Origin of the sequence: Streptomyces sp. DH12 (assembly GCF_020873895.1) — a bacterium.
In the GTDB taxonomy this organism is placed as follows: Bacteria; Actinomycetota; Actinomycetes; order Streptomycetales; family Streptomycetaceae; genus Streptomyces.
In genome coordinates, this window is the sequence record NZ_JAHWGT010000031.1 from 63,332 (window position 1) to 83,724 (window position 20,393).

The 20,393-nt window shown below is 71.7% G+C and carries 15 protein-coding genes; 12 read left to right on the forward strand and 3 right to left on the reverse strand.

What is annotated here, in order from left to right; genetic code table 11:
• Positions 1-68: 68 nt before the first annotated feature.
• The 4 genes from metH (at position 69) to LPA54_RS25205 (ending at position 8,141) form a co-directional block, all read left to right on the forward strand.
• The gene (gene metH, locus LPA54_RS25190; RefSeq protein WP_228981730.1) at positions 69-3,581 is read left to right on the forward strand and encodes a methionine synthase; all 3,513 of its coding nucleotides are present in this window, start codon (positions 69-71) and stop codon (positions 3,579-3,581) included.
• A 149-nt stretch (positions 3,582-3,730) separates the two neighbouring features.
• On the forward strand, positions 3,731-4,432 hold the full coding sequence (locus LPA54_RS25195) for an HAD family phosphatase (RefSeq protein WP_228981732.1): 702 nt from the start codon (positions 3,731-3,733) through the stop codon (positions 4,430-4,432).
• Between the two features lie 476 nt (positions 4,433-4,908).
• Positions 4,909-6,513, forward strand: coding sequence for an ABC transporter substrate-binding protein (locus LPA54_RS25200; protein WP_228981735.1), 1,605 nt, complete (start codon positions 4,909-4,911; stop codon positions 6,511-6,513).
• Positions 6,514-6,551: 38 nt separating this feature from the next.
• The gene (locus LPA54_RS25205) at positions 6,552-8,141 is read left to right on the forward strand and encodes an ABC transporter substrate-binding protein (RefSeq protein ID WP_228981737.1); all 1,590 of its coding nucleotides are present in this window, start codon (positions 6,552-6,554) and stop codon (positions 8,139-8,141) included.
• A 122-nt stretch (positions 8,142-8,263) separates the two neighbouring features.
• Here LPA54_RS25205 and LPA54_RS25210 read toward each other — a convergent pair whose 3' ends face one another.
• Together LPA54_RS25210 and LPA54_RS25215 are read right to left on the reverse strand one after the other, a co-directional pair.
• Complete coding sequence (locus LPA54_RS25210) at positions 8,264-8,935, reverse strand: response regulator transcription factor (protein ID WP_058941650.1); 672 nt, start codon at positions 8,933-8,935, stop codon at positions 8,264-8,266.
• Positions 8,936-8,944: 9 nt separating this feature from the next.
• Complete coding sequence (locus tag LPA54_RS25215; RefSeq protein WP_228981738.1) at positions 8,945-9,805, reverse strand: RecB family exonuclease; 861 nt, start codon at positions 9,803-9,805, stop codon at positions 8,945-8,947.
• A 122-nt stretch (positions 9,806-9,927) separates the two neighbouring features.
• On the opposite strand from LPA54_RS25215, the gene LPA54_RS25220 reads away from it, so the two are divergent.
• The 3 genes from LPA54_RS25220 to LPA54_RS25230 all read left to right on the forward strand — a co-directional run bounded on the left by LPA54_RS25220 (position 9,928) and on the right by LPA54_RS25230 (position 13,116).
• On the forward strand, positions 9,928-11,211 hold the full coding sequence (locus tag LPA54_RS25220) for a site-2 protease family protein (protein WP_228981740.1): 1,284 nt from the start codon (positions 9,928-9,930) through the stop codon (positions 11,209-11,211).
• A gap of 145 nt (positions 11,212-11,356) precedes the next feature.
• Entirely contained in the window at positions 11,357-12,244 is an 888-nt protein-coding gene (locus tag LPA54_RS25225) for a tRNA (adenine-N1)-methyltransferase (RefSeq protein WP_228981742.1), read from the forward strand.
• Positions 12,245-12,537: 293 nt separating this feature from the next.
• On the forward strand, positions 12,538-13,116 hold the full coding sequence (locus LPA54_RS25230) for a hypothetical protein (RefSeq protein WP_228981744.1): 579 nt from the start codon (positions 12,538-12,540) through the stop codon (positions 13,114-13,116).
• 4 nt (positions 13,117-13,120) lie between these two features.
• On the opposite strand, the gene LPA54_RS25235 is transcribed toward LPA54_RS25230, so the two are convergent.
• Positions 13,121-13,432, reverse strand: coding sequence for a ferredoxin (locus LPA54_RS25235; RefSeq protein WP_228981747.1), 312 nt, complete (start codon positions 13,430-13,432; stop codon positions 13,121-13,123).
• A 254-nt stretch (positions 13,433-13,686) separates the two neighbouring features.
• Here LPA54_RS25235 and arc point away from each other — a divergent pair, with 254 nt between their 5' ends.
• The 5 genes from arc (at position 13,687) to prcA (ending at position 19,581) form a co-directional block, all read left to right on the forward strand.
• A complete protein-coding gene (gene arc / locus LPA54_RS25240; RefSeq protein ID WP_228981749.1) occupies positions 13,687-15,453 on the forward strand; it encodes a proteasome ATPase in 1,767 nt (588 codons plus the stop codon).
• 261 nt (positions 15,454-15,714) lie between these two features.
• Entirely contained in the window at positions 15,715-17,226 is a 1,512-nt protein-coding gene (dop, locus tag LPA54_RS25245) for a depupylase/deamidase Dop (RefSeq protein WP_228981751.1), read from the forward strand.
• 142 nt (positions 17,227-17,368) lie between these two features.
• The gene (locus LPA54_RS25250; RefSeq protein ID WP_020128324.1) at positions 17,369-17,587 is read left to right on the forward strand and encodes a ubiquitin-like protein Pup; all 219 of its coding nucleotides are present in this window, start codon (positions 17,369-17,371) and stop codon (positions 17,585-17,587) included.
• A 288-nt stretch (positions 17,588-17,875) separates the two neighbouring features.
• Positions 17,876-18,724, forward strand: coding sequence for a proteasome subunit beta (prcB, locus tag LPA54_RS25255; RefSeq protein ID WP_228981753.1), 849 nt, complete (start codon positions 17,876-17,878; stop codon positions 18,722-18,724).
• Between the two features lie 35 nt (positions 18,725-18,759).
• Entirely contained in the window at positions 18,760-19,581 is an 822-nt protein-coding gene (gene prcA, locus LPA54_RS25260; protein ID WP_228981755.1) for a proteasome subunit alpha, read from the forward strand.
• The last annotated feature ends 812 nt before the right edge of the window (positions 19,582-20,393 follow it).

The window sequence follows — 20,393 nt, forward strand, 5'->3', positions numbered from 1 at the left end:
GCTGACGACGTGCGCCTCCCCGACGGGGGCGCAAAGCCGACAGCCGTCGCACTCCAGGGAGCACCTCCATGGCCTCGTTGCCGACCCCTTCCCCCTCGTCCTCCGCCGCCGACCGAGCGGCCGCACTCCGCGAGGCGCTCGCCACCCGGGTGGTCGTCGCCGACGGAGCCATGGGCACGATGCTCCAGGCGCAGGACCCCACCCTCGACGACTTCGAGAACCTCGAGGGCTGCAACGAGATCCTCAACCTCACCCGGCCCGACATCGTCCGCTCGGTCCACGACGCGTACTTCTCCGTCGGCGTCGACTGCGTCGAGACCAACACCTTCGGCGCCAACCACTCCGCGCTCGGCGAGTACGACATCGCCCACCGCGTGTACGAGCTGTCCGAGGCCGGTGCCCGCATCGCCCGCGAGGCCGCCGACGAGCACACCGCCGCCGACGGCGGGCAGCGCTGGGTCCTCGGCTCCATGGGCCCCGGCACCAAGCTGCCGACCCTGGGCCACGCCCCGTACACCACCCTGCGCGACGCCTACCAGAGCAACGCCGAGGGCCTGGTCGCCGGCGGCTCCGACGCCCTGCTCGTGGAGACCACCCAGGACCTCCTCCAGACCAAGGCCGCCGTCCTCGGCGCCCGGCGCGCCCTGGAGGCGCTCGGCGCCGACGTGCCGCTCATCGTCTCCGTCACCGTCGAGACCACCGGCACCATGCTGCTCGGCTCGGAGATCGGCGCCGCGCTCACCGCGCTGGAGCCGCTCGGCATCGACATGATCGGCCTGAACTGCGCCACCGGCCCCGCCGAGATGAGCGAGCATCTGCGCTACCTGGCCCGCCACTCCCGCATCCCCCTCTCCTGCATGCCCAACGCCGGGCTGCCCGTCCTCGGCAAGGATGGCGCCCACTACCCCCTCACCGCGCCGGAGCTGGCCGACGCCCAGGAGGGCTTCGTCCGCGAGTACGGGCTGTCCCTCGTCGGCGGCTGCTGCGGCACCACCCCCGAGCACCTGCGCCAGGTCGTCGAACGCGTGCGCGACATCACGCCCGCGCCGCGCGACCCGCGCCCCGAGCCCGGTGCCGCCTCGCTCTACCAGACCGTGCCGTTCCGCCAGGACACCTCCTACCTCGCCATCGGCGAACGGACCAACGCCAACGGCTCCAAGAAGTTCCGCGAGGCCATGCTGGAAGGCCGCTGGGACGACTGCGTCGAGATGGCCCGGGACCAGATCCGCGAGGGCGCCCACATGCTCGACCTGTGCGTCGACTACGTGGGCCGCGACGGCGTCGCCGACATGGCGGAGCTGGCCGGCCGCTTCGCCACCGCCTCCACCCTCCCGATCGTCCTGGACTCCACCGAGGTGGACGTCCTGCGCGCCGGCCTGGAGAAGCTGGGCGGCCGCGCCGTCATCAACTCCGTCAACTACGAGGACGGCGACGGACCCGAATCCCGCTTCGCCCAGGTCACCGCCCTCGCCCGGGAGCACGGCGCCGCGCTCATCGCGCTCACCATCGACGAGGAGGGGCAGGCCCGCACCGTCGAGACGAAGGTCGCGATCGCCGAGCGGCTCATCGCCGACCTCACCGGCAACTGGGGCATCCACGAGGAGGACATCCTCGTCGACTGCCTCACCTTCACCATCTGCACCGGCCAGGAGGAGTCCCGCAAGGACGGCATCGCCACCATCGAGGCGATCCGCGAGCTCAAGCGCCGCCACCCCGCCGTGCAGACCACCCTCGGCCTGTCCAACATCTCCTTCGGCCTCAACCCGGCCGCCCGCATCCTGCTCAACTCCGTCTTCCTCGACGAGTGCGTGAAGGCCGGCCTCGACTCGGCGATCGTGCACGCCAGCAAGATCCTGCCGATCGCCCGCTTCTCCGACGAGGAGGTCCGCACCGCCCTGGACCTCGTGTACGACCGCCGCAGCGAGGGGTACGACCCGCTCCAGAAGCTCATGCAGCTCTTCGAGGGAGCCACCGCCAAGTCCCTCAAGGCGGGCAAGGCGGAGGAGCTGGCCGCCCTCCCGCTGGACGAACGCCTCAAGCGCCGCATCATCGACGGCGAGAAGAACGGCCTGGAAACGGACCTCGCCGAGGCCCTGACGACCCGCAAGGCCCTCGACATCGTCAACGACACCCTCCTGGACGGCATGAAGGTCGTCGGCGAGCTGTTCGGCTCCGGCCAGATGCAGCTGCCCTTCGTCCTGCAGTCCGCCGAGGTGATGAAGACCGCCGTCGCCTACCTCGAACCGCACATGGAGAAGACGGACGACGACGGCAAGGGCACCATCGTGCTCGCCACCGTCCGCGGCGACGTCCACGACATCGGCAAGAACCTCGTCGACATCATCCTGTCCAACAACGGCTACAACGTCGTCAACCTCGGCATCAAGCAGCCCGTCTCCGCCATCGTCGAGGCGGCCGAGGAGCACCGCGCCGACGTCATCGGGATGTCCGGCCTCCTCGTCAAGTCGACCGTGATCATGAAGGAGAACCTCCAGGAGCTCAACCAGCGCGAGCTCGCCGCCAAGTACCCCGTGATCCTCGGCGGCGCCGCCCTCACCCGCGCCTATGTCGAGCAGGACCTCCACGAGATCTACCAGGGCGAGGTCCGCTACGCCCGGGACGCCTTCGAGGGCCTGCGCCTGATGGACGCCCTCATCGCCGTCAAGCGCGGTGTCCCCGGCGCCGCGCTCCCCGAGCTGCGCCAGCGCCGCGTGCGCGCCGCGGCCGCCGTGGAGGAGCGCGAGCCCGAGCCGGGCGTGCGCTCCGACGTCGCCACCGACAACCCGGTCCCCGAGCCGCCCTTCCGGGGCACCCGCGTGATCAAGGGCATCCAGCTGAAGGAGTACGCCGGCTGGCTGGACGAGGGCGCCCTCTTCAAGGGCCAGTGGGGTCTGAAGCAGAACCGCACCGGCGAGGGCCCCTCCTACGAGGAGCTCGTGGAGAGCGAGGGCAGGCCCCGGCTGCGCGGCTGGCTCGAACAGCTCCACACCCGCAACCTCCTGGAGGCGGCCGTCGTCTACGGCTACTTCCCCTGCGTCTCCAAGGGCGACGACCTCATCGTCCTCGACGACGCAGGCAACGAGCGCACCCGCTTCACCTTCCCGCGCCAGCGCCGCGGCCGCCGCCTCTGCCTCGCCGACTTCTTCCGGCCGGAGGAGTCCGGCGAGACCGACGTCGTCGGCTTCCAGGTCGTCACCGTCGGCTCGCGCATCGGCGAGACCACCGCGGAGCTGTTCGCCGCCGACGCCTACCGCGACTACCTGGAGCTGCACGGCCTGTCCGTCCAGCTGGCCGAGGCCCTCGCCGAGTACTGGCACGGCCGGGTCCGCGCGGAGCTGGGCTTCGGCGGCGAGGACCCGGCGGACGTGGAGGACATGTTCGCGCTCAAGTACCGCGGCGCCCGCTTCTCCCTCGGCTACGGCGCCTGCCCCGACCTGGAGGACCGCGCCAAGATCGCCGAGCTGCTGCGGCCCGAGCGGATCGGCGTGCACCTCTCGGAGGAGTTCCAGCTGCACCCGGAGCAGTCGACGGACGCCATCGTCCTGCACCACCCGGAGGCGAAGTACTTCAACGCCCGCTGACCCGCCGCGGCGCGCCGCAGCGTGACGGCAGCGCGCCGGCGCGTCACGACGTACACTGGTCGGTCCAGTGCAGGCCGGTCGCTTTTCCACCACCGGGGGTCCCCGGCGGGGAGGCGGCCGGCCTTCTCGTCCCCTTGGAGGTGTGCCGGATGACCAGTACGGTCCCCGCGTCCCTGACCCGAACGGCCGACGGGGCCGCCCTGCAGGCGGTCTTCCTGGACATGGACGGCACGCTCGTCGACACCGAGGGCTTCTGGTGGGACGTGGAGGTCGCGGTCTTCGCCGACCTGGGGCACGCACTGGACGAGTCCTGGCGCGACATCGTCGTCGGCGGCCCCATGACCCGCAGCGCCGGGTACCTCATCGAGGCCACCGGGGCCGACATCACCCTCCCGGAGCTCACCACGCTCCTCAACGACCGCTTCGAGGAGCGCATCGACGGCGGCGTCCCCCTGATGCCGGGCGCCGCGCGGCTGCTGGCCGAGCTGGCCGAGCACGCCGTCCCCACCGCCCTGGTCTCCGCCTCGCACCGGCGCATCATCGACCGGGTGCTGGTCTCCCTCGGCGCCGAGCACTTCACGCTCACCGTCGCCGGGGACGAGGTGCCCCGGACCAAGCCGCACCCCGACCCGTACCTGCTGGCCGCCCGGCGGGTGGGCGCGGACCCGGCGAGATGCGCCGTCATCGAGGACACCTCCACCGGGGTCGCCGCCGCCGAGGCCGCGGGCTGCCGCGTCGTCGCCGTCCCGTCGCTGTCCCCGATCGCCCCCGCGGACGGGCGCGTCGTCGTCGGCTCCCTCGAAGAAGTCGATCTGCGTTTCCTCCGGGCATTGATCACCGGAGCGAACTGACCCGGATACCGAGCGTCGCTCTGCGAATATCGGAAAAACTCTCGGCGTCGGAGCGTGCATTTTGCGTGACAGGGCGGAATAGCGCCCAACGTGACCTTGGTCACCCAGTGTGCCGTCGCCCCGGTGCCCGCAACGCCACGCATGCCCGGATCCGGCCGCTTCTGATGTGCCCTTGTGTCCGCATTCATCATTGCGTGTACGAATCATTCCGGCGCTTTCCCGCCCCCGGGCCCGACGCGAAGATCGCATTCTGATGACGCCTCAACTCCGGCCGGGTCGGGCATTACAGGCGATGCCACTAATCTTTGCGCCGAGCCCTTCGCCGCACTTCCCCCGTGCCGCGGCCGCCACCACGCAGCCGTGACCACGGGGTCGATCGTGCGCAACCGGCCCGATCGCCCCGCCCCACAGGGCGCCCGCGGCAGGGGCTCCGCACACCGCATCACCCCCGTGCCGGACCAGGAGTACGTCCCCTCATGAACCGCAAGACCTTGGTGCTGCCGGCCGTCCTCGGCCTGCTGGCCTCGCCCCTCCTCACCGCCTGCGGGAGCGAGACGGCCGGCAACGGCGGAGGCAACGCCATCGTCGTCGGCACCACCGACCAGTTCACCGCCACCGAGGACGCCCCGGCACCCTTCGACCCGGCCTACGCCTACGACACCGGCGTCTGGAACGTGCTCCGCCAGACCGTCCAGACCCTCATGCACATGCCGCGCGGCGGCGGACGCCCCGTCCCCGACGCCGCGTCCCAGTGCCAGTTCACCGACAACGCCAGCGAGAGCTACCGCTGCCTCCTGCGCGAGGACCTGACCTTCGCCGACGGCGAGCCCGTCACCGCGCAGGACGTGAAGTTCTCCATCGAGCGCGTCCTGGCCATCAAGTCCGACAACGGCGCCGCCGGCCTCCTGTCCAACATCGACACCATCGAGGCGAAGGGCTACCGCGAGGTCGTCTTCCACCTGAAGACGCCCGACGCCACCTTCCCGTACAAGCTCTCCACCCCCGTCGCCGGCATCGTCCCCAGCGACCGGTACGAGGCCGGCGCGCTCCGCGAGGGCTTCCAGGTCGACGGGTCCGGCCCGTACACGATGAAGCCCGAGGTCCGCGACGGCCGCGTCGTCGACATCGTCTTCACCCGCAACCCGCGCTACAAGGGCGACATCAAGCTCCGCAACGACAGCGTCGAGCTGCGCCCCTTCGAGGACGCCGAGGCCATGGACCGGGCCCTGCGCGCCGGCGACATCGACATGATGGCCCGCACCCTCGAACCCGAGCAGATCAAGAAGCTCGACGAGGAGCCGGAGGAGGGCATCAAGCTCACCGAGGTGCCGGGCCTGGAGATCCGCTACCTCGCCTTCGACACCAAGGCCCCCGCCGTCAAGGACAAGGCCGTCCGCCAGGCCATGGCCGCCCTCGTCGACCGCAGCGCGATCGCCCAGAACGTCTACGGCCCCACCGCCACGCCGCTCTACTCGCTGATCCCGTCGTCGATCGCCGGCCACTCCAACTCGTTCTTCAACAAGTACGGCGAGCCCAGCCGCGCCAAGGCCGCCGGCCTCCTGCGCGAGGCGGGTGTCGACGCCCCGGTCAAGCTGACCCTGCACTACACCAGCGACCACTACGGCACCGCCACCGCCAAGGAGTTCGCGGCCCTGCGCGACCAGCTCAACGGCAGCGGGCTGTTCGACGTGACCGTCGAGGGCGTCGAGTGGTCCACCTTCCGCCCCGCGCAGAAGCGCGGCGACTACGCGGTCTACGGCCTCGGCTGGTTCCCCGACTTCCCGGACCCCGACAACTACATCGCGCCGTTCCTCGACGCGGACAACTTCCTCAACACCCCCTACGTGAGCACCGAGGCGCGGGAACGGCTCATCCCCGCCTCCCGCCGCGAAGCGGACCGCGCCGCCGCCGCCCCCGCCTTCCAGCGCCTCCAGGACATCGTCGCCGACGACGTCCCGGTCCTCCCGCTCTGGCAGGGCAAGCAGTACGTCGCCTCCCGCTCCAGCCTCACCGGCGTCGAATGGGCCCTCAACACCTCCTCGGACCTCCAGCTCTGGGAGCTCGGCCGAGGAACCGCCTGACCCCTGCTGTACCGAAGAGATCCAGAGGCAAGGTTCCAGTGAAGGCACACAACAAGTGGCTGTCGGCTCCGCTCGCCGCGGGGCTGGCCGCCGCCACGCTCAGCGGCTGCGGCACCGACAAGGACGCCGGTTCCGGTGACGGCGCCGGGGCGATCGTCGTCGGCATGTCCGAGAAGGTCCTGGCGACCGACCCCGCCACCGGCTACGACCCCGGCTCCTGGCTGCTGTTCAACAACGTCTTCCAGTCCCTGCTGAGCTTCCCCAAGGGCGCCACCACGCCCCAGCCGGAGGCCGCCGAGAGCTGCGAGTTCGAGAAGGGCGCCAGCACGGTCTACCGCTGCACCCTGCGCGAGGGCCTGAAGTTCAGCAACGGCAACCCGCTGACCGCGAAGGACGTCAAGTTCTCCTTCGAGCGCGTCCTGAAGATCGACGACGAGAACGGCCCCGGCCCGCTGCTCTCCACGCTCGACAAGATCGAGACGCCCGACGACAGGACGGTCGTCTTCACGCTGAAGGTGCCCGACGCCACCTTCCCCAGCAAGATCGCCTCCGGTGCCGGCTCCATCGTCGACCACCGCGAGTACGCGGCCGACTCCCTGCGCACCGACGGCAAGGCCGTCGGCTCCGGTCCCTACCGGCTGGACTCCTACAGCGACGCCGAGGCCGCCTTCTCGGTCAACCCGGAGTACAAGGGCACCGCCAAGGTCCGCAACACCGGCGTCAAGCTGAAGTTCTACAACGGCGACCGCAAGGCCCTCGCCGACGGCCTGACCAAGGGCGACGTCGACATCGCCTACCGCGGCCTCGCCGCCGCCGACATCAAGGCCCTCAACGGCTCCCCGACGGCCGGCCAGAAGGGCATCCAGGTCATCGAGGGCTCCAGTGCCGAGGTCCAGCACCTGGTCTTCAACATGAAGGACCCGGTCGCCGGCAAGCTCGGCGTCCGCAAGGCCATCGCCCACCTCGTCGACCGCGACGCCCTGGTCCAGAACGTGTACCAGTCCACGGCGACCCCGCTGTACTCGATCGTCCCCGCCGGCATCCTCGGCCACAACACCGCCTTCTTCGACCGCTACGGCGACCGCCCGCAGCCCGAGAAGGCGAAGGCGGCGCTGAAGGAGGAGGGCATCAAGGACAAGGTCAAGATCACGCTCCACTCCACGCCCAGCCGCTACGGCCCGGGCACGGACGAGCAGCTCAAGGCCATCGCCCGGCAGCTCAACGACAGCGGCCTGTTCGAGGCCGAGGTGGAGTCCGTCGAGTACGACCAGTACGAGAAGGACATCAAGGCCGGCAAGTACGGCGTGTACATCAAGGGCTGGGTCCCGGACTACCCGGACCCGGACAACTTCACGCAGCCGTTCTTCGGCGAGGGCAACGTCCTCGACAACCACTACGAGAACAACAAGATCACCGGAAAGATCATCCCGGACACCGCCGCGGCCGCCGACCGCAGCGCCGCCCAGGACGACTTCGGCCGGCTGCAGAACCTCGTCGCCGACGACATCCCGCTCCTCCCGCTCTGGCAGGCCAAGCAGTACGCCGTCGCGTACAACACCATCACCGGCCTGGAGTGGACCCTCGACGCGTCCACCGTCTTCCGCTTCTGGGAGATCAAGAAGGGCTGAGCCCGCCCGGCGGGCCCGCCCTCCGCGGCCCCGCCACGCGAACGCGCCGCTGCCCCCGTGGAGTCTCCACGGGGGCAGCGGCACGAGGTCCGCCGGCGCGCTCGGCGGGCGGCGGGCCGGAACTACTGGGCGCCCGGCCGCACCAGACCGCTCTCGTACGCGTAGACCGCCGCCTGCACCCGGTCGCGCAGGCCGAGCTTCGTCAGCACGTGCCCCACGTGGGTCTTCACCGTCGTCTCCGACACGAACAGGTCCGCCGCGATCTCCGCGTTCGACAGGCCGCGCGCGACCAGCTTCAGCACCTCCACCTCGCGGTCGGTGAGGGTGTTCAACGCGTCCGGCACCGGCTCGTCCCCCGACGGCAGGTGGTCGGCGTACTTGTCCAGCAGCCGCCGCGTGATGCTCGGCGCCAGCATCGCCTCACCGGCCGCCACCACCCGGATCGCCTGCACCAGCTCGTTCGCCGGGGCGTCCTTCAGCAGGAAGCCGCTCGCCCCCGCGCGCAGGGCCTCCACCACGTACTCGTCGAGGTCGAACGTCGTCAGCACGAGCACCTTCGCCGGCCCGTCCCGACCCGGCCCGGTGACCTGGCGGGTGGCCTCCACGCCGTCCATCCGCGGCATGCGGATGTCCATCAGCACCACGTCCGGCTGGAGCGCGCGGACCTGGTCGAGAGCCTGGAGGCCGTCGCCGGCCTCGCCCACGACCGCGATGTCCTGCTCGGCCTCCAGGATCATCCGGAAGCCGGTGCGCAGCAGCGGCTGGTCGTCGACCAATAGGACGCGGATGGCCACGGGTACTCCTCACGGGATAGCTGGTCCCGGCCCATTCTGCCCCGAGCGGGGCGGCGGGACCGGCAGGGGGTAGACCGGGGGAGTCCCACCGAACTCGGGGCAGAGCGCCTGGTGGTCGCACCACCCGCACAGCTTGGTGGGCCGCGGACGCCAGTCGCCCGTCTCCGTCGCCGTGCGGATCGCGTCCCACAGGGCCAGCAGCTTGCGCTCCACCCGCCGCAGGTCCGCCGGCGCCGGGTCGTACGTCACCACGTCGCCACTGCCGAGGTACACCAGCTGGAGCCGGCGGGGGAGCACCCCCTTCAGCCGCCACACCACCAGCGCGTAGAAGGTCATCTGGAACAGCGCGCCCTCGCCGTACTCCGGCCGGGGCGCCTTGCCCGTCTTGTAGTCGACGATCCGCACCTCGCCCGACGGGGCCACGTCGATCCGGTCGATCACCCCGCGCAGCCGAAGCCCCGACTCCAGCTCCGTCTCCACCAGCAGCTCCCGCTCCGCCGGCTCCAGCCGCGTCGGGTCCTCCAGCGTGAACCACCGCTCGACCAGCTCCTCCGCCTCCCGCAGCCAGCGCGCCAGCCGCTCGCCGTCGGCGTCGTCCTCGAAGAGCGCGCCCAGCTCCGGCCGCGACTCCAGCAGCCGGTCCCACTGCCCCGGCACCATCGCGCGGGCCCGCGGAGCCGTCCGCTCCGCCGCCGGGTCGTCGAAGAGGCGCTCCAGCACCGCGTGCACCAACGTGCCCCGGGTCGCCGCCGGGCTCGGCTTCTCCGGCAGCCTGTCGATCACCCGGAACCGGTACAGCAGCGGGCACTGCATGAAGTCACCGGCACGGGAGGGCGAGAGCGAGACGGGCGGCTGGGGAGCGGAGGTCATGACGAAGACCCTACGGCCCGCCACCGACATCCGGCGGCATACCATCGACGGCAGACCGCCGCACACTGCATGATCGAGAGAGAAGAACCCCGCAGCGCCCCCTCCACCCCCGAAGGGAACCCGTGAACCAGGACGACGAGAGCGGCGACGGCACGCGCCCCCGGTCCGACACGGCCCGCACCCCCCGCCGCCCCGCCGGGCGGCGGCGGGGCGACGAGCCGGGCGGCGGCCTCCTCATGGGCCGCGTCTTCGGGGTGCCCGTCTACGTCGCCCCGAGCTGGTTCCTCGTCGCGGCGCTGATCACCTGGGTGTTCGGCGGCCAGATGGACCGCGTGCTGCCGGAGCTGGGGAACGTCCGGTACCTCGTCTCGCTCTTCTTCGCCGTCGCCTTCTACGGCTCGGTCCTCGTCCACGAGCTCGCCCACACGGTCGCCGCCCTCCGCTTCAAGCTGCCGGTCCGCCGCATCCAGCTCCAGTTCTTCGGCGGGGTCTCCGAGATCGAGAAGGAGTCCGAGACCCCCGGCCGGGAGTTCGTCCTCGCCTTCGTCGGCCCCCTGCTCTCCCTGGTCCTCGCCGGGGTCTTCTACGCCGGGATGTCGGCCGTCGAGCCCGGCACGGTCCCCGGCGTCCTCCTCGCCGGGCTGACCATCTCCAACCTGCTCGTCGCCGCCTTCAACCTCCTGCCCGGCCTCCCGCTCGACGGCGGCCGGATGCTCCGCGCGGTCGTCTGGAAGATCACGGGCCGTCCGATGAGCGGGACGATCGCCGCCGCCTGGGCGGGCCGGGCCCTCGCCGTCGCCGTCCTCATCGGCCTGCCCCTGCTGACCCACACCGGGGTGCTGGGCAACGCCACGGACGAGCTCAGCGGCATGGACACCGTCACGGACGCCCTGCTGGCCGCGATCCTCGCCGCGATCATCTGGACCGGCGCCGGCAACAGCCTGCGCATGGCCCGCCTGCGCGAGCGGCTCCCCGACCTGCGTGCCCGCACGCTGACCCGGCGCGCCGTGCCCGTCAGCTCCGACACCCCCCTCAGCGAAGCCCTGCGCCGGGCCAACGACGCCGGCGCCCGCGCCCTCGTCATCGTCGACGGCCAGGGCGAGCCGACCGCCCTCGTCCGCGAGACCGCCATCGTCGGCGTCCCGCAGCACCGGCGGCCGTGGGTCGCCGTGAGCGGACTGGCGCAGGACCTCACCGACGGCATGCGGGTGCCCGCCGACCTCTCCGGCGAGGCGCTGCTCGAACGGCTCCGCGAGACCCCCGCCACCGAGTACCTCGTCGTCGAGGACTCCGGCGAGGTGTACGGGGTGCTCTCCACCGCCGACGTGGAGCGCGCCTTCGTCCAGGCCATGGCCCGCCCGGGCAGCGGACCGCGCCAGCCGAGCCCGGGCGGCGGACCGCGCTAGCCGAGCCCGGGCCGAGCCGAGTCCGGGCCGCGCCGAGCGGAGCCCGGACGTGCCGAGCCGCCCCGGGCCCGCACCCCGACCCGCACCCCCCCGGCCGTCCCGCACCGTGGTCGGGCGCCCCGCCACCGCCGGGTACCCTGGTCACATGTCCGAACCGACCGGTGCCGCCCGCCGTCGCGGGCCCTTCACAGTCGGGGACCAGGTCCAGCTCACCGACCCCAAGGGACGCCACTACACGTTCACGCTCGAAGCCGGGAAGAACTTCCACACCCACAAGGGTTCCTTCCCGCACGACGAGCTGATCGGCGCCCCCGAGGGCAGTGTTGTCCGTACCACGGGAAACGTCGCCTACCTCGCGCTGCGCCCCCTGCTCCCCGACTACGTCCTGTCCATGCCCCGCGGGGCCGCAGTCGTCTACCCGAAGGACGCGGGCCAGATCCTCGCCTTCGCCGACATCTTCCCCGGCGCCCGCGTCGTGGAGGCCGGCGTCGGCTCCGGCTCGCTCAGCAGCTTCCTGCTGCGCGCCGTCGGGGACAGCGGCATGCTGCACTCCTACGAGCGCCGCGAGGACTTCGCGGAGATCGCCAAGGCGAACGTGGAGCGCTACTTCGGCGGCCCCCACCCGGCCTGGCAGCTCACCGTCGGCGACCTCCAGGACAACCTGACCGACGCCGACGTCGACCGCGTCATCCTGGACATGCTCGCCCCGTGGGAGTGCCTGGAGGCCGTCTCCAAGGCGCTGGTGCCCGGCGGCATCCTCTGCTGCTACGTCGCCACGACGACCCAGCTGGCCCGGACCGTGGAGTCCATCCGCGAGATCGGCTGCTACGCCGAGCCGCAGCCGTGGGAGTCCATGATCCGCAACTGGCACGTCGAGGGCCTGGCCGTCCGGCCGGACCACCGCATGATCGGCCACACCGGCTTCCTCGTCACCGCCCGCCGCCTCGCGGACGGCGTGGAGCCCCCGATGCGCCGCCGCCGCCCCGCCAAGGGCGCCTACGGCGAGGACTACGAGGGCCCCAACAAGGGCTGACCGCCCCACGACGACGAGGGCCGACGCCCCGCAACGCCACGGCGCCGCCGCCGGGTTCCCGCACGCACACGGGAACTCCGCGGCGGCGCCGCCGTGTTCCCGCCCGCGGCGCCCCGCGCCCGTCCCCACCGCGTCCGGCCCGCGCCGCCACGGCGTCCCGCCCCGCGCGGTCGCCGTACCGTCACCCGCCGCGGGCACCCCCGAGGTTCCCGGCGCGTGTGACGTGTGGCACGATGCTGGCCACTCCACCGGCCACGTCCCGCCGCCACCGCACGACACAGGAGACGCCCCGCGTGCAGACCTCCGCCGCCTCGGACCTCGCGCACACCCACGCCCGCCCGACCCACTGGCTCGCGACCGCGACCGCCCTGGCCGGCGTCGTCACCCTGGCCGCCCTGGCGCAGCCGGCGCCCGCCACCGCGACGCTCCCCGCCACGGGGACCGGGACCGCCGTGGGCACGGTCGCCCAGGCACCCGACGCCGCCTCGATCACCTACCCGCTGACCTGCGCCGGAGCTCCCACCGCCGTCGCCCGGACGGTCACCGGCGACCTGGACGGGGACGGCCGGCCCGAGACGGTCGCCGCGGCCCACTGCCGCGCGGGCTCGGGCACCCCGCCGCACGGCTTGTACGTCCTGACCTCGGGCGGCGCGGGGGCGGGCGCCGGCGCCCGCCTCGTGGCGACCCTCCTGGACCCCGCCGACACCCGCACGGTCGGCGACCTCGCCGTACGCGACGGCGTCGTCACCGCGACCCTGCTGGGCTACTCCTCCACCGACGTGCCGCGCTGCTGCCCCGACGAGCGGGAGGCGGTCGAATGGCGGTGGCGCGGAGGGACGTTCCTGCGGACTTCGGCCACCGAGGGTCGCTGACCCGCTACTCGACGTCCGGGCCGTACACCTCGACCCTGTCCGAAACCCGACGTACGTGGATGCAGTCGCCCGGGCACTCCTTCGCGGAGTCCACCACGTCCCGCAGCAGCGGCAGCGGCACCGGTGTCGTGGCGCCCGGCTCCTGGAGCAGCTCGTCGTCGGAACTCTTGACGTAGGCCAGGCCGTCGATGTCGAGCTCGAACACCTCGGGGGCGTACTGCGCGCAGATCCCGTCGCCGGTGCAGAGATCCTGGTCGATCCAGACCTCCAGAGCCTCTCCGGCGGCCGTGGTGGGAGCCTCGTGCTGCGCGGTCATATGCCCTGCCGTTTCCTGCGTCGGGTGATGCGTCGTCGGTTGAGTTCGGCCCGCCCTGACGGGTGTTGGCCACACACGACGATACAACCGGCCGCTTTCCGATGTTGATGGGTGGGTATTCCCTTGACGTCGGGGAGAGCGCAAGGGTGAAGATCGGACACACCTCGAGAGTCTTTGTGATCTAGGGGTTTCAATCATCACCCACGCAGGTAGGGTCTGGAAGCGTCCAGCTCCCCTTGGAGGAGGTGAGGACCGTGGCAGCCCACGACGACGACATCAACCGCGGCATCCGGCCCGGGCGGGGGTCTGACGACCCCGCCGGTCAGGTTGCCTATCTCGAGCAGGAAATCGCCGTCCTGCGACGTAAGCTCGCCGACTCTCCGCGCCACACGAGGATTCTCGAGGAGCGGATCGTCGAGCTGCAGACCAACCTGGCCGGCGTGTCCGCGCAGAACGAGCGGCTCGCCAACACGCTCCGCGAGGCCCGCGACCAGATCGTGGCCCTCAAGGAGGAGGTCGACCGCCTCGCCCAGCCACCGGCCGGCTTCGGCGTCTTCCTGCAGGCCAACGAGGACGGCACGTGCGACATCTTCACCGGGGGCCGCAAGCTCCGGGTGAACGTGAGCCCCGGCATCGAGCTCGATGAGCTCAGGCGGGGCCAGGAAGTCATGCTGAACGAAGCGCTCAACGTGGTCGAGGCCATGGAGTTCGAGCGCGCCGGGGACATCGTCACCCTCAAGGAAATCCTGGAGGACGGCGAGCGCGCCCTGGTCATCGGCCACACCGACGAGGAGCGAGTGGTCAGGCTCGCCGAGCCCCTGCTGGACGTCACCATCCGGCCCGGCGACGCGCTGCTGCTCGAGCCCCGTTCCGGCTACGTGTACGAGGTCATCCCGAAGAGCGAGGTCGAGGAGCTCGTCCTCGAAGAGGTGCCCGACGTCGACTACGACAAGATCGGCGGTCTGGGGAACCAGATCGAGCTGATCCGCGACGCGGTCGAGCTCCCGTACCTCTACCCCGACCTCTTCAAGGAGCACGAGCTTCGGCCGCCCAAGGGCATCCTGCTCTACGGCCCGCCCGGGTGCGGCAAGACGCTCATCGCCAAGGCGGTGGCCAACTCCCTTGCCAAGAAGGTGGCGGAGGTCACCGGACAGCCCGCCGGCAAGAGCTACTTCCTCAACATCAAGGGCCCGGAGCTGCTCAACAAGTACGTCGGCGAGACCGAGCGGCACATCCGCCTCGTCTTCCAGCGTGCTCGGGAGAAGGCGTCCGAGGGCACGCCCGTCATCGTCTTCTTCGACGAGATGGAGTCCCTCTTCCGCACCCGCGGCTCCGGCGTCAGCTCGGACGTGGAGAACACCATCGTCCCGCAGCTGCTCGCCGAGATCGACGGCGTCGAGGGGCTCGAGAACGTCATCGTGATCGGCGCCTCGAACCGCGAGGACATGATCGACCCGGCGATCCTCCGGCCCGGCCGGCTGGACGTCAAGATCAAGATCGAGCGTCCGGACGCCGAGGCCGCGAAGGACATCTTCGCCAAGTACCTCACCCCGTCGCTGCCGCTGCACGCGGACGACCTCGCCGAGCACAACGGCTCCAAGGGCGCCGCGGCCCACGCCATGATCCAGTCGGTCGTGGAGCAGATGTACGCGGAATCCGAGGAGAACCGGTTCCTCGAGGTCACCTACGCCAACGGCGACAAGGAAGTCCTGTACTTCAAGGACTTCAATTCCGGCGCGATGATCCAGAACATCGTCGACCGGGCGAAGAAGATGGCCATCAAGGCATATCTCGACCACAACCAGAAGGGCATTCGCGTCTCCCACCTCCTCCAGGCGTGCGTGGACGAGTTCAAGGAGAACGAGGACCTGCCCAACACCACCAACCCGGACGACTGGGCCCGGATCTCCGGAAAGAAGGGCGAGCGGATCGTCTTCATCCGCACCCTCGTCACCGGAAAGCAGGGCGCCGACACCGGTCGGTCCATCGACACGGTGGCGAACACCGGACAGTACCTGTAAGAGCGCGCAGTACCGGCTGCGGATGTCCCGGGGCCCCCGGAAGGGGTGGGAGTCCGCAGCCGGCCGCATTCCGAGGGACCCGCCACGGACGGACCACACCGGAGCAATGACGCAATCGATCTCCCCCCGGGCGCGAAGGCGCTCTAGGCTCTTCCGTACCGCCGAATCGCGCAGTGCGGGGTCGGGCACCGCACACGCATCGGAGAACCGGTACTCGAGCGCCGTTCCCGCGGGGGGACGCCGCCGGGCAAGGAGGGCCGCATGACCGTACGGCGAGTAATGGGCATCGAGACGGAGTACGGGATCTCCGTCCCCGGCCACCCGAACGCCAATGCCATGCTCACCTCGTCCCAGATCGTCAACGCCTACGCGGCGGCGATGCACCGGGCGCGCCGCGCCCGCTGGGACTTCGAGGAGGAGAACCCGCTGCGGGACGCCCGCGGCTTCGACCTCGCCCGCGAGGCCGCCGACTCCAGCCAGCTCACCGACGAGGACATCGGCCTCGCCAACGTCATCCTGACCAACGGCGCCCGGCTCTACGTGGACCACGCGCACCCGGAGTACAGCGCCCCGGAGGTCACCAACCCCCGCGACGCCGTCCTGTGGGACAAGGCCGGCGAGCGCATCATGGCGGAGGCGGCCGAGAAGGCGAGCCTGCTGCCGGGCGCCCAGCCGATCCACCTGTACAAGAACAACACCGACAACAAGGGCGCCTCGTACGGCACGCACGAGAACTACCTGATGAAGCGGGAGACCCCCTTCTCGGACATCGTGCGCCACCTCACGCCGTTCTTCGTCTCGCGCCAGGTCGTCACGGGCGCGGGCCGCGTCGGCATCGGCCAGGACGGCCAGGAGCACGGCTTCCAGATCAGCCAGCGCGCGGACTACTTCGAGGTCGAGGTCGGCCTGGAGACGACACTCAAACGGCCGATCATCAACACCCGGGACGAGCCGCACGCCGACGCCGAGAAGTACCGCCGCCTCCACGTGATCATCGGCGACGCCAACCTCTCGGAGATCTCGACGTACCTGAAGCTCGGCACGACGGCCCTGGTGCTGTCGATGATCGAGGACGGCTTCATCACCGTCGACCTCGCCGTCGACCAGCCCGTGCGCACCCTCCACCAGGTGTCGCACGACCCGACGCTCCAGCGGCTGGTCACGCTCCGCAGCGGCCGCACGCTCACCGCGGTCCAGCTCCAGATGGAGTACTACGAGCTGGCCAGGAAGTACGTGGAGGACCGCTTCGGCGCGGACGCGGACGAGCAGACCAAGGACGTGCTGGCCCGCTGGGAGGACACCCTCGGCCGGCTGGAGAACGACCCGATGAGCCTCGCCGGCGAGCTGGACTGGGTGGCGAAGCTGGAGCTCATGGAGGGGTACCGGCGCCGCGACCGGCTCGACTGGGACGCCCCGCGCCTGCACCTGGTGGACCTCCAGTACGCCGACGTGCGCCCCGAGAAGGGGCTGTACAACCGGCTGGCGGCCCGCGGGCGCATGAAGCGCCTGCTGGACGAGCCGGAGGTCGAGCGGGCCGAGAAGCAGCCGCCGGAGGACACCAGGGCCTACTTCCGGGGCCGCTGCCTGGAGCAGTACGCGGACGACGTGGCAGCGGCCTCCTGGGACTCGGTGATCTTCGACCTGCCGGGGCGGGACTCCCTCCAGAGGGTGCCCACCCTGGAGCCGCTGCGGGGCACCCGGGAGCACGTCAAGGACCTCCTGGACCGGTGCCGCACGGCGGAGGAGCTGGTCCGGGTCCTTTCCGGCGGCTGAGAAGGGCTTCAGGGGGCCGACGCGGGGAATCATGGAAGTGGCCCCCTGGATGTCGGACAAGACAGGGCCGATGTCAGACCGGGCTTGTAGGGTCTGATCTTGAGACACCTGACCAAGCGGGCAACCGAGCGGGGTGAGGGACATGGCGACCAAGGACACCGGCGGCGGGCAGCAGAAGGCCACGCGCTCCACGGAGGAGGTCGAGGAGCAGGCGCCCGAGGCGCAGGCCTCGGAGGACCTCAAGGAGCGCCAGGAGAAGCTCAGTGACGACGTCGACTCCGTCCTGGACGAGATCGACGACGTGCTGGAGGAGAACGCCGAGGACTTCGTGCGCTCCTTCGTGCAGAAGGGCGGCGAGTAGCCGCATTTCCCCTTCTATTCGTTGATCATGGGGGGCGGGCGTCGGGCCCGTCCGACGCAGCGCTGCTCGCGGCGGAGCCGTCTCCGTCCGCGAGCAGCCCGCGTACGGCACAGGCGCTCCCCGCCGCGCGGACCCCGCGCGGCGGGGGCCCGTCACCCGTGTGGATGATCGTCACCGGCCGGGTAAGGTCCGTGGCGTACCGTGCTTCAACCGCAATTCGGCCGTCGGAGAACCGGGAGAGACTCCCGACACCGCAGGTCGGGCTGCCGCCAACCTGGAGGGGAACTCGTGGAAGCCAACACTCGCAGCACCGGGCGTCTGCCGGCTGCCTTCCTGACGCCCGGCTCCTCGTCCTTCCTGGACTTCCTGAGCGAGCACTCGCCGGAGCTGCTGCCGGGACGTCGGACGCTGCCGGTCGTACAGGGCGCCGTCGAGGTGCCGCACGGCACGACGATCGTCGCGGCCACCTTCCCCGGGGGCGTGGTCCTGGCCGGTGACCGGCGGGCCACCATGGGGAACATGATCGCCCAGCGCGACATCGAGAAGGTCTTCCCGGCCGACGAGTACTCAGCCGTGGGCATCGCCGGCACGGCCGGCCTGGCCGTGGAGATGGTCAAGCTCTTCCAGCTGGAGCTGGAGCACTTCGAGAAGGTCGAGGGCGCCCAGCTCTCCCTGGAGGGCAAGGCCAACCGGCTCTCCACCATGATCCGCGGCAACCTCGGCATGGCCATGCAGGGCCTCGCCGTCGTCCCGCTCTTCGCCGGCTGGGACGTCGACCGGGAGAAGGGCCGCATCTTCTCCTACGACGTCACCGGCGGCCGCTCCGAGGAGCACGTCGGGTACGCGGCGACGGGCTCCGGCTCGCTCTTCGCCCGCGGGTCCATGAAGAAGCTCTACCGCGAGGACCTCACCGAGCAGCAGGCCGTGACCCTGGTCGTGCAGGCGCTGTACGACGCGGCGGACGACGACTCGGCGACCGGAGGGCCCGACATGGCCCGCCGGATCTTCCCGATCGTCACGGTGATCACGGACGACGGGTTCCGCCGGCTCACGGACGCAGAGGGGGCCGACGTGGCCCGCGCCGTCCTGGAGCGCCGCATGGAACACCCGGACGGCCCCCGCGCCGAGCTGCTCTGATGAACCCTCCACTGACAGAAAGGGACGGATAGCCGGTGTCGACGCCGTTCTATGTCTCACCCCAGCAGGCCATGGCCGACCGGGCGGAGTACGCCCGGAAGGGGATCGCCCGGGGCCGCAGCCTTGTCGTGATGCAGTACGCCGACGGCATCGTCTTCGTCGGTGAGAACCCGTCCCGCGCACTGCACAAGTTCAGCGAGATCTACGACCGGATCGGCTTCGCCGCGGCCGGCAAGTACAACGAGTACGAGAACCTCCGCATCGGCGGCGTCCGCTACGCCGACCTGCGCGGCTACACCTACGACCGGGACGACGTGACGGCCCGCGGCCTGGCGAACGTCTACGCTCAGACGCTCGGCACGATCTTCTCCAGCGCGGGGGAGAAGCCGTACGAGGTGGAGCTGGTCGTCGCCGAGGTGGGCTCGTCCCCCGAGGGCGACCAGATCTACCGCCTGCCGCATGACGGGTCGATCGTCGACGAGCACGGCTCGGTCGCCGTCGGAGGCAACGCCGAGCAGATCAGCGGCTTCCTCGACCAGCGGCACCGCGACGGGATGTCCCTGGCGGAGGCGCTGAAGCTCGCCGTGCAGGCCCTGTCGCGGGACACCAACGGCACCGAGCGGGAGATCCCCGCCGAGCGGCTGGAGGTCGCGGTGCTGGACCGTACGCGGCCGCAGTCGCGGAAGTTCAAGCGGATCGTCGGCCGGCAGCTGGCGCGGCTGCTGGCGGCGCAGGAGCCGGCGACGGCCCCGACGGACGCCGCCGGTGACGAGCCGGACGCTCCGGAGGGCCCGAAGGGTCCGAACGCTCCGCAGTCCCCGGCGTCCCCGGAGACCCCGGAGACCCCGCAGGAGTAGGCACCGCGCTCCGCGCCGCACGCCCGCACGCCCCGGTCCGCCCGCGAGGGAGGACCGGGGCGCTGTCGTGCGCGCGGCACGCCGCCGGGCGCGGATCCGGCTGGGTGCCGGGGGGATCCGGACCTGCCGGGTTCACAGGGGCCGGCCTGGTCTGGAGGCGCCGCGGTTCGGAGGGCGGCGGCGGGCGGCGGGTGCGGGCCGGGAGAGGCCGGGTGCCGAGGGATCGGACCGGCTGGGTTCGGTGGGGCCGGCCTGGTCCGAGGCGGCGCGGTCCGGAGGGCGGCGGGCGGCGGGTGCGGGCCGGGAGGGGCCGGGTGCCGAGGGGATCGGACCTGCCGGGTCCGGTGGGGCCGGCCTGGTCCGAGGCGGCGCGGTCCGGAGGGCGGCGGGTGCGGGCCGGGAGGGGCCGGGCGCCCGGGGGATCCGGACCTGCCGGGTTCACAGGGGCCGGCCCGGTCGGGAGGCGCCGCGGTCCGGAGGGCGCCGGGCGCCGGGCGGGAGGCGCGGGGCGTGCCGGGGGCTGTGCCGGCTCTTCTCGTCGGCCCGGTCGCATGGTGGCTCGCCGCCGCCCGGGCCCCGGCCGGAGGCGGGTCGCGCCACTGCCGGAGCGGGCCGCCGAGAGGCGCCTGCCACGCGTGCGGGGCAGGCGCGGGCCCGTGGCGGACGGGGCGAGCGCGAGCGCGGGGCCGGGGGCGGGCCGGTGGTCGGAGGCGGGCCGGTGGCCGGTGGCGGCCGAGCGCGGGGCCGGGTGCCCGGCGGCGGGGCGGCCGGGGCGGCCCGCCCCCGGGCACCCGGCGGGCGGGGGGGGCGGC

Excerpts from the sequence above, each read along its gene's own strand:
- LPA54_RS25235 (WP_228981747.1), bottom strand. The coding sequence starts at position 13,432 with ATGACCGCGCAGCACGAGGCTCCCACCACGGCCGCCGGAGAGGCTCTG.
- LPA54_RS25225 (WP_228981742.1), top strand. The coding sequence starts at position 11,357 with ATGTCCGAACCGACCGGTGCCGCCCGCCGTCGCGGGCCCTTCACAGTC.
- LPA54_RS25200 (WP_228981735.1), top strand. The coding sequence starts at position 4,909 with ATGAACCGCAAGACCTTGGTGCTGCCGGCCGTCCTCGGCCTGCTGGCC.
- LPA54_RS25250 (WP_020128324.1), top strand. The coding sequence starts at position 17,369 with ATGGCGACCAAGGACACCGGCGGCGGGCAGCAGAAGGCCACGCGCTCC.
- LPA54_RS25195 (WP_228981732.1), top strand. The coding sequence starts at position 3,731 with ATGACCAGTACGGTCCCCGCGTCCCTGACCCGAACGGCCGACGGGGCC.
- LPA54_RS25215 (WP_228981738.1), bottom strand. The coding sequence starts at position 9,805 with ATGACCTCCGCTCCCCAGCCGCCCGTCTCGCTCTCGCCCTCCCGTGCC.
- metH (WP_228981730.1), top strand. The coding sequence starts at position 69 with ATGGCCTCGTTGCCGACCCCTTCCCCCTCGTCCTCCGCCGCCGACCGA.
- dop (WP_228981751.1), top strand. The coding sequence starts at position 15,715 with ATGACCGTACGGCGAGTAATGGGCATCGAGACGGAGTACGGGATCTCC.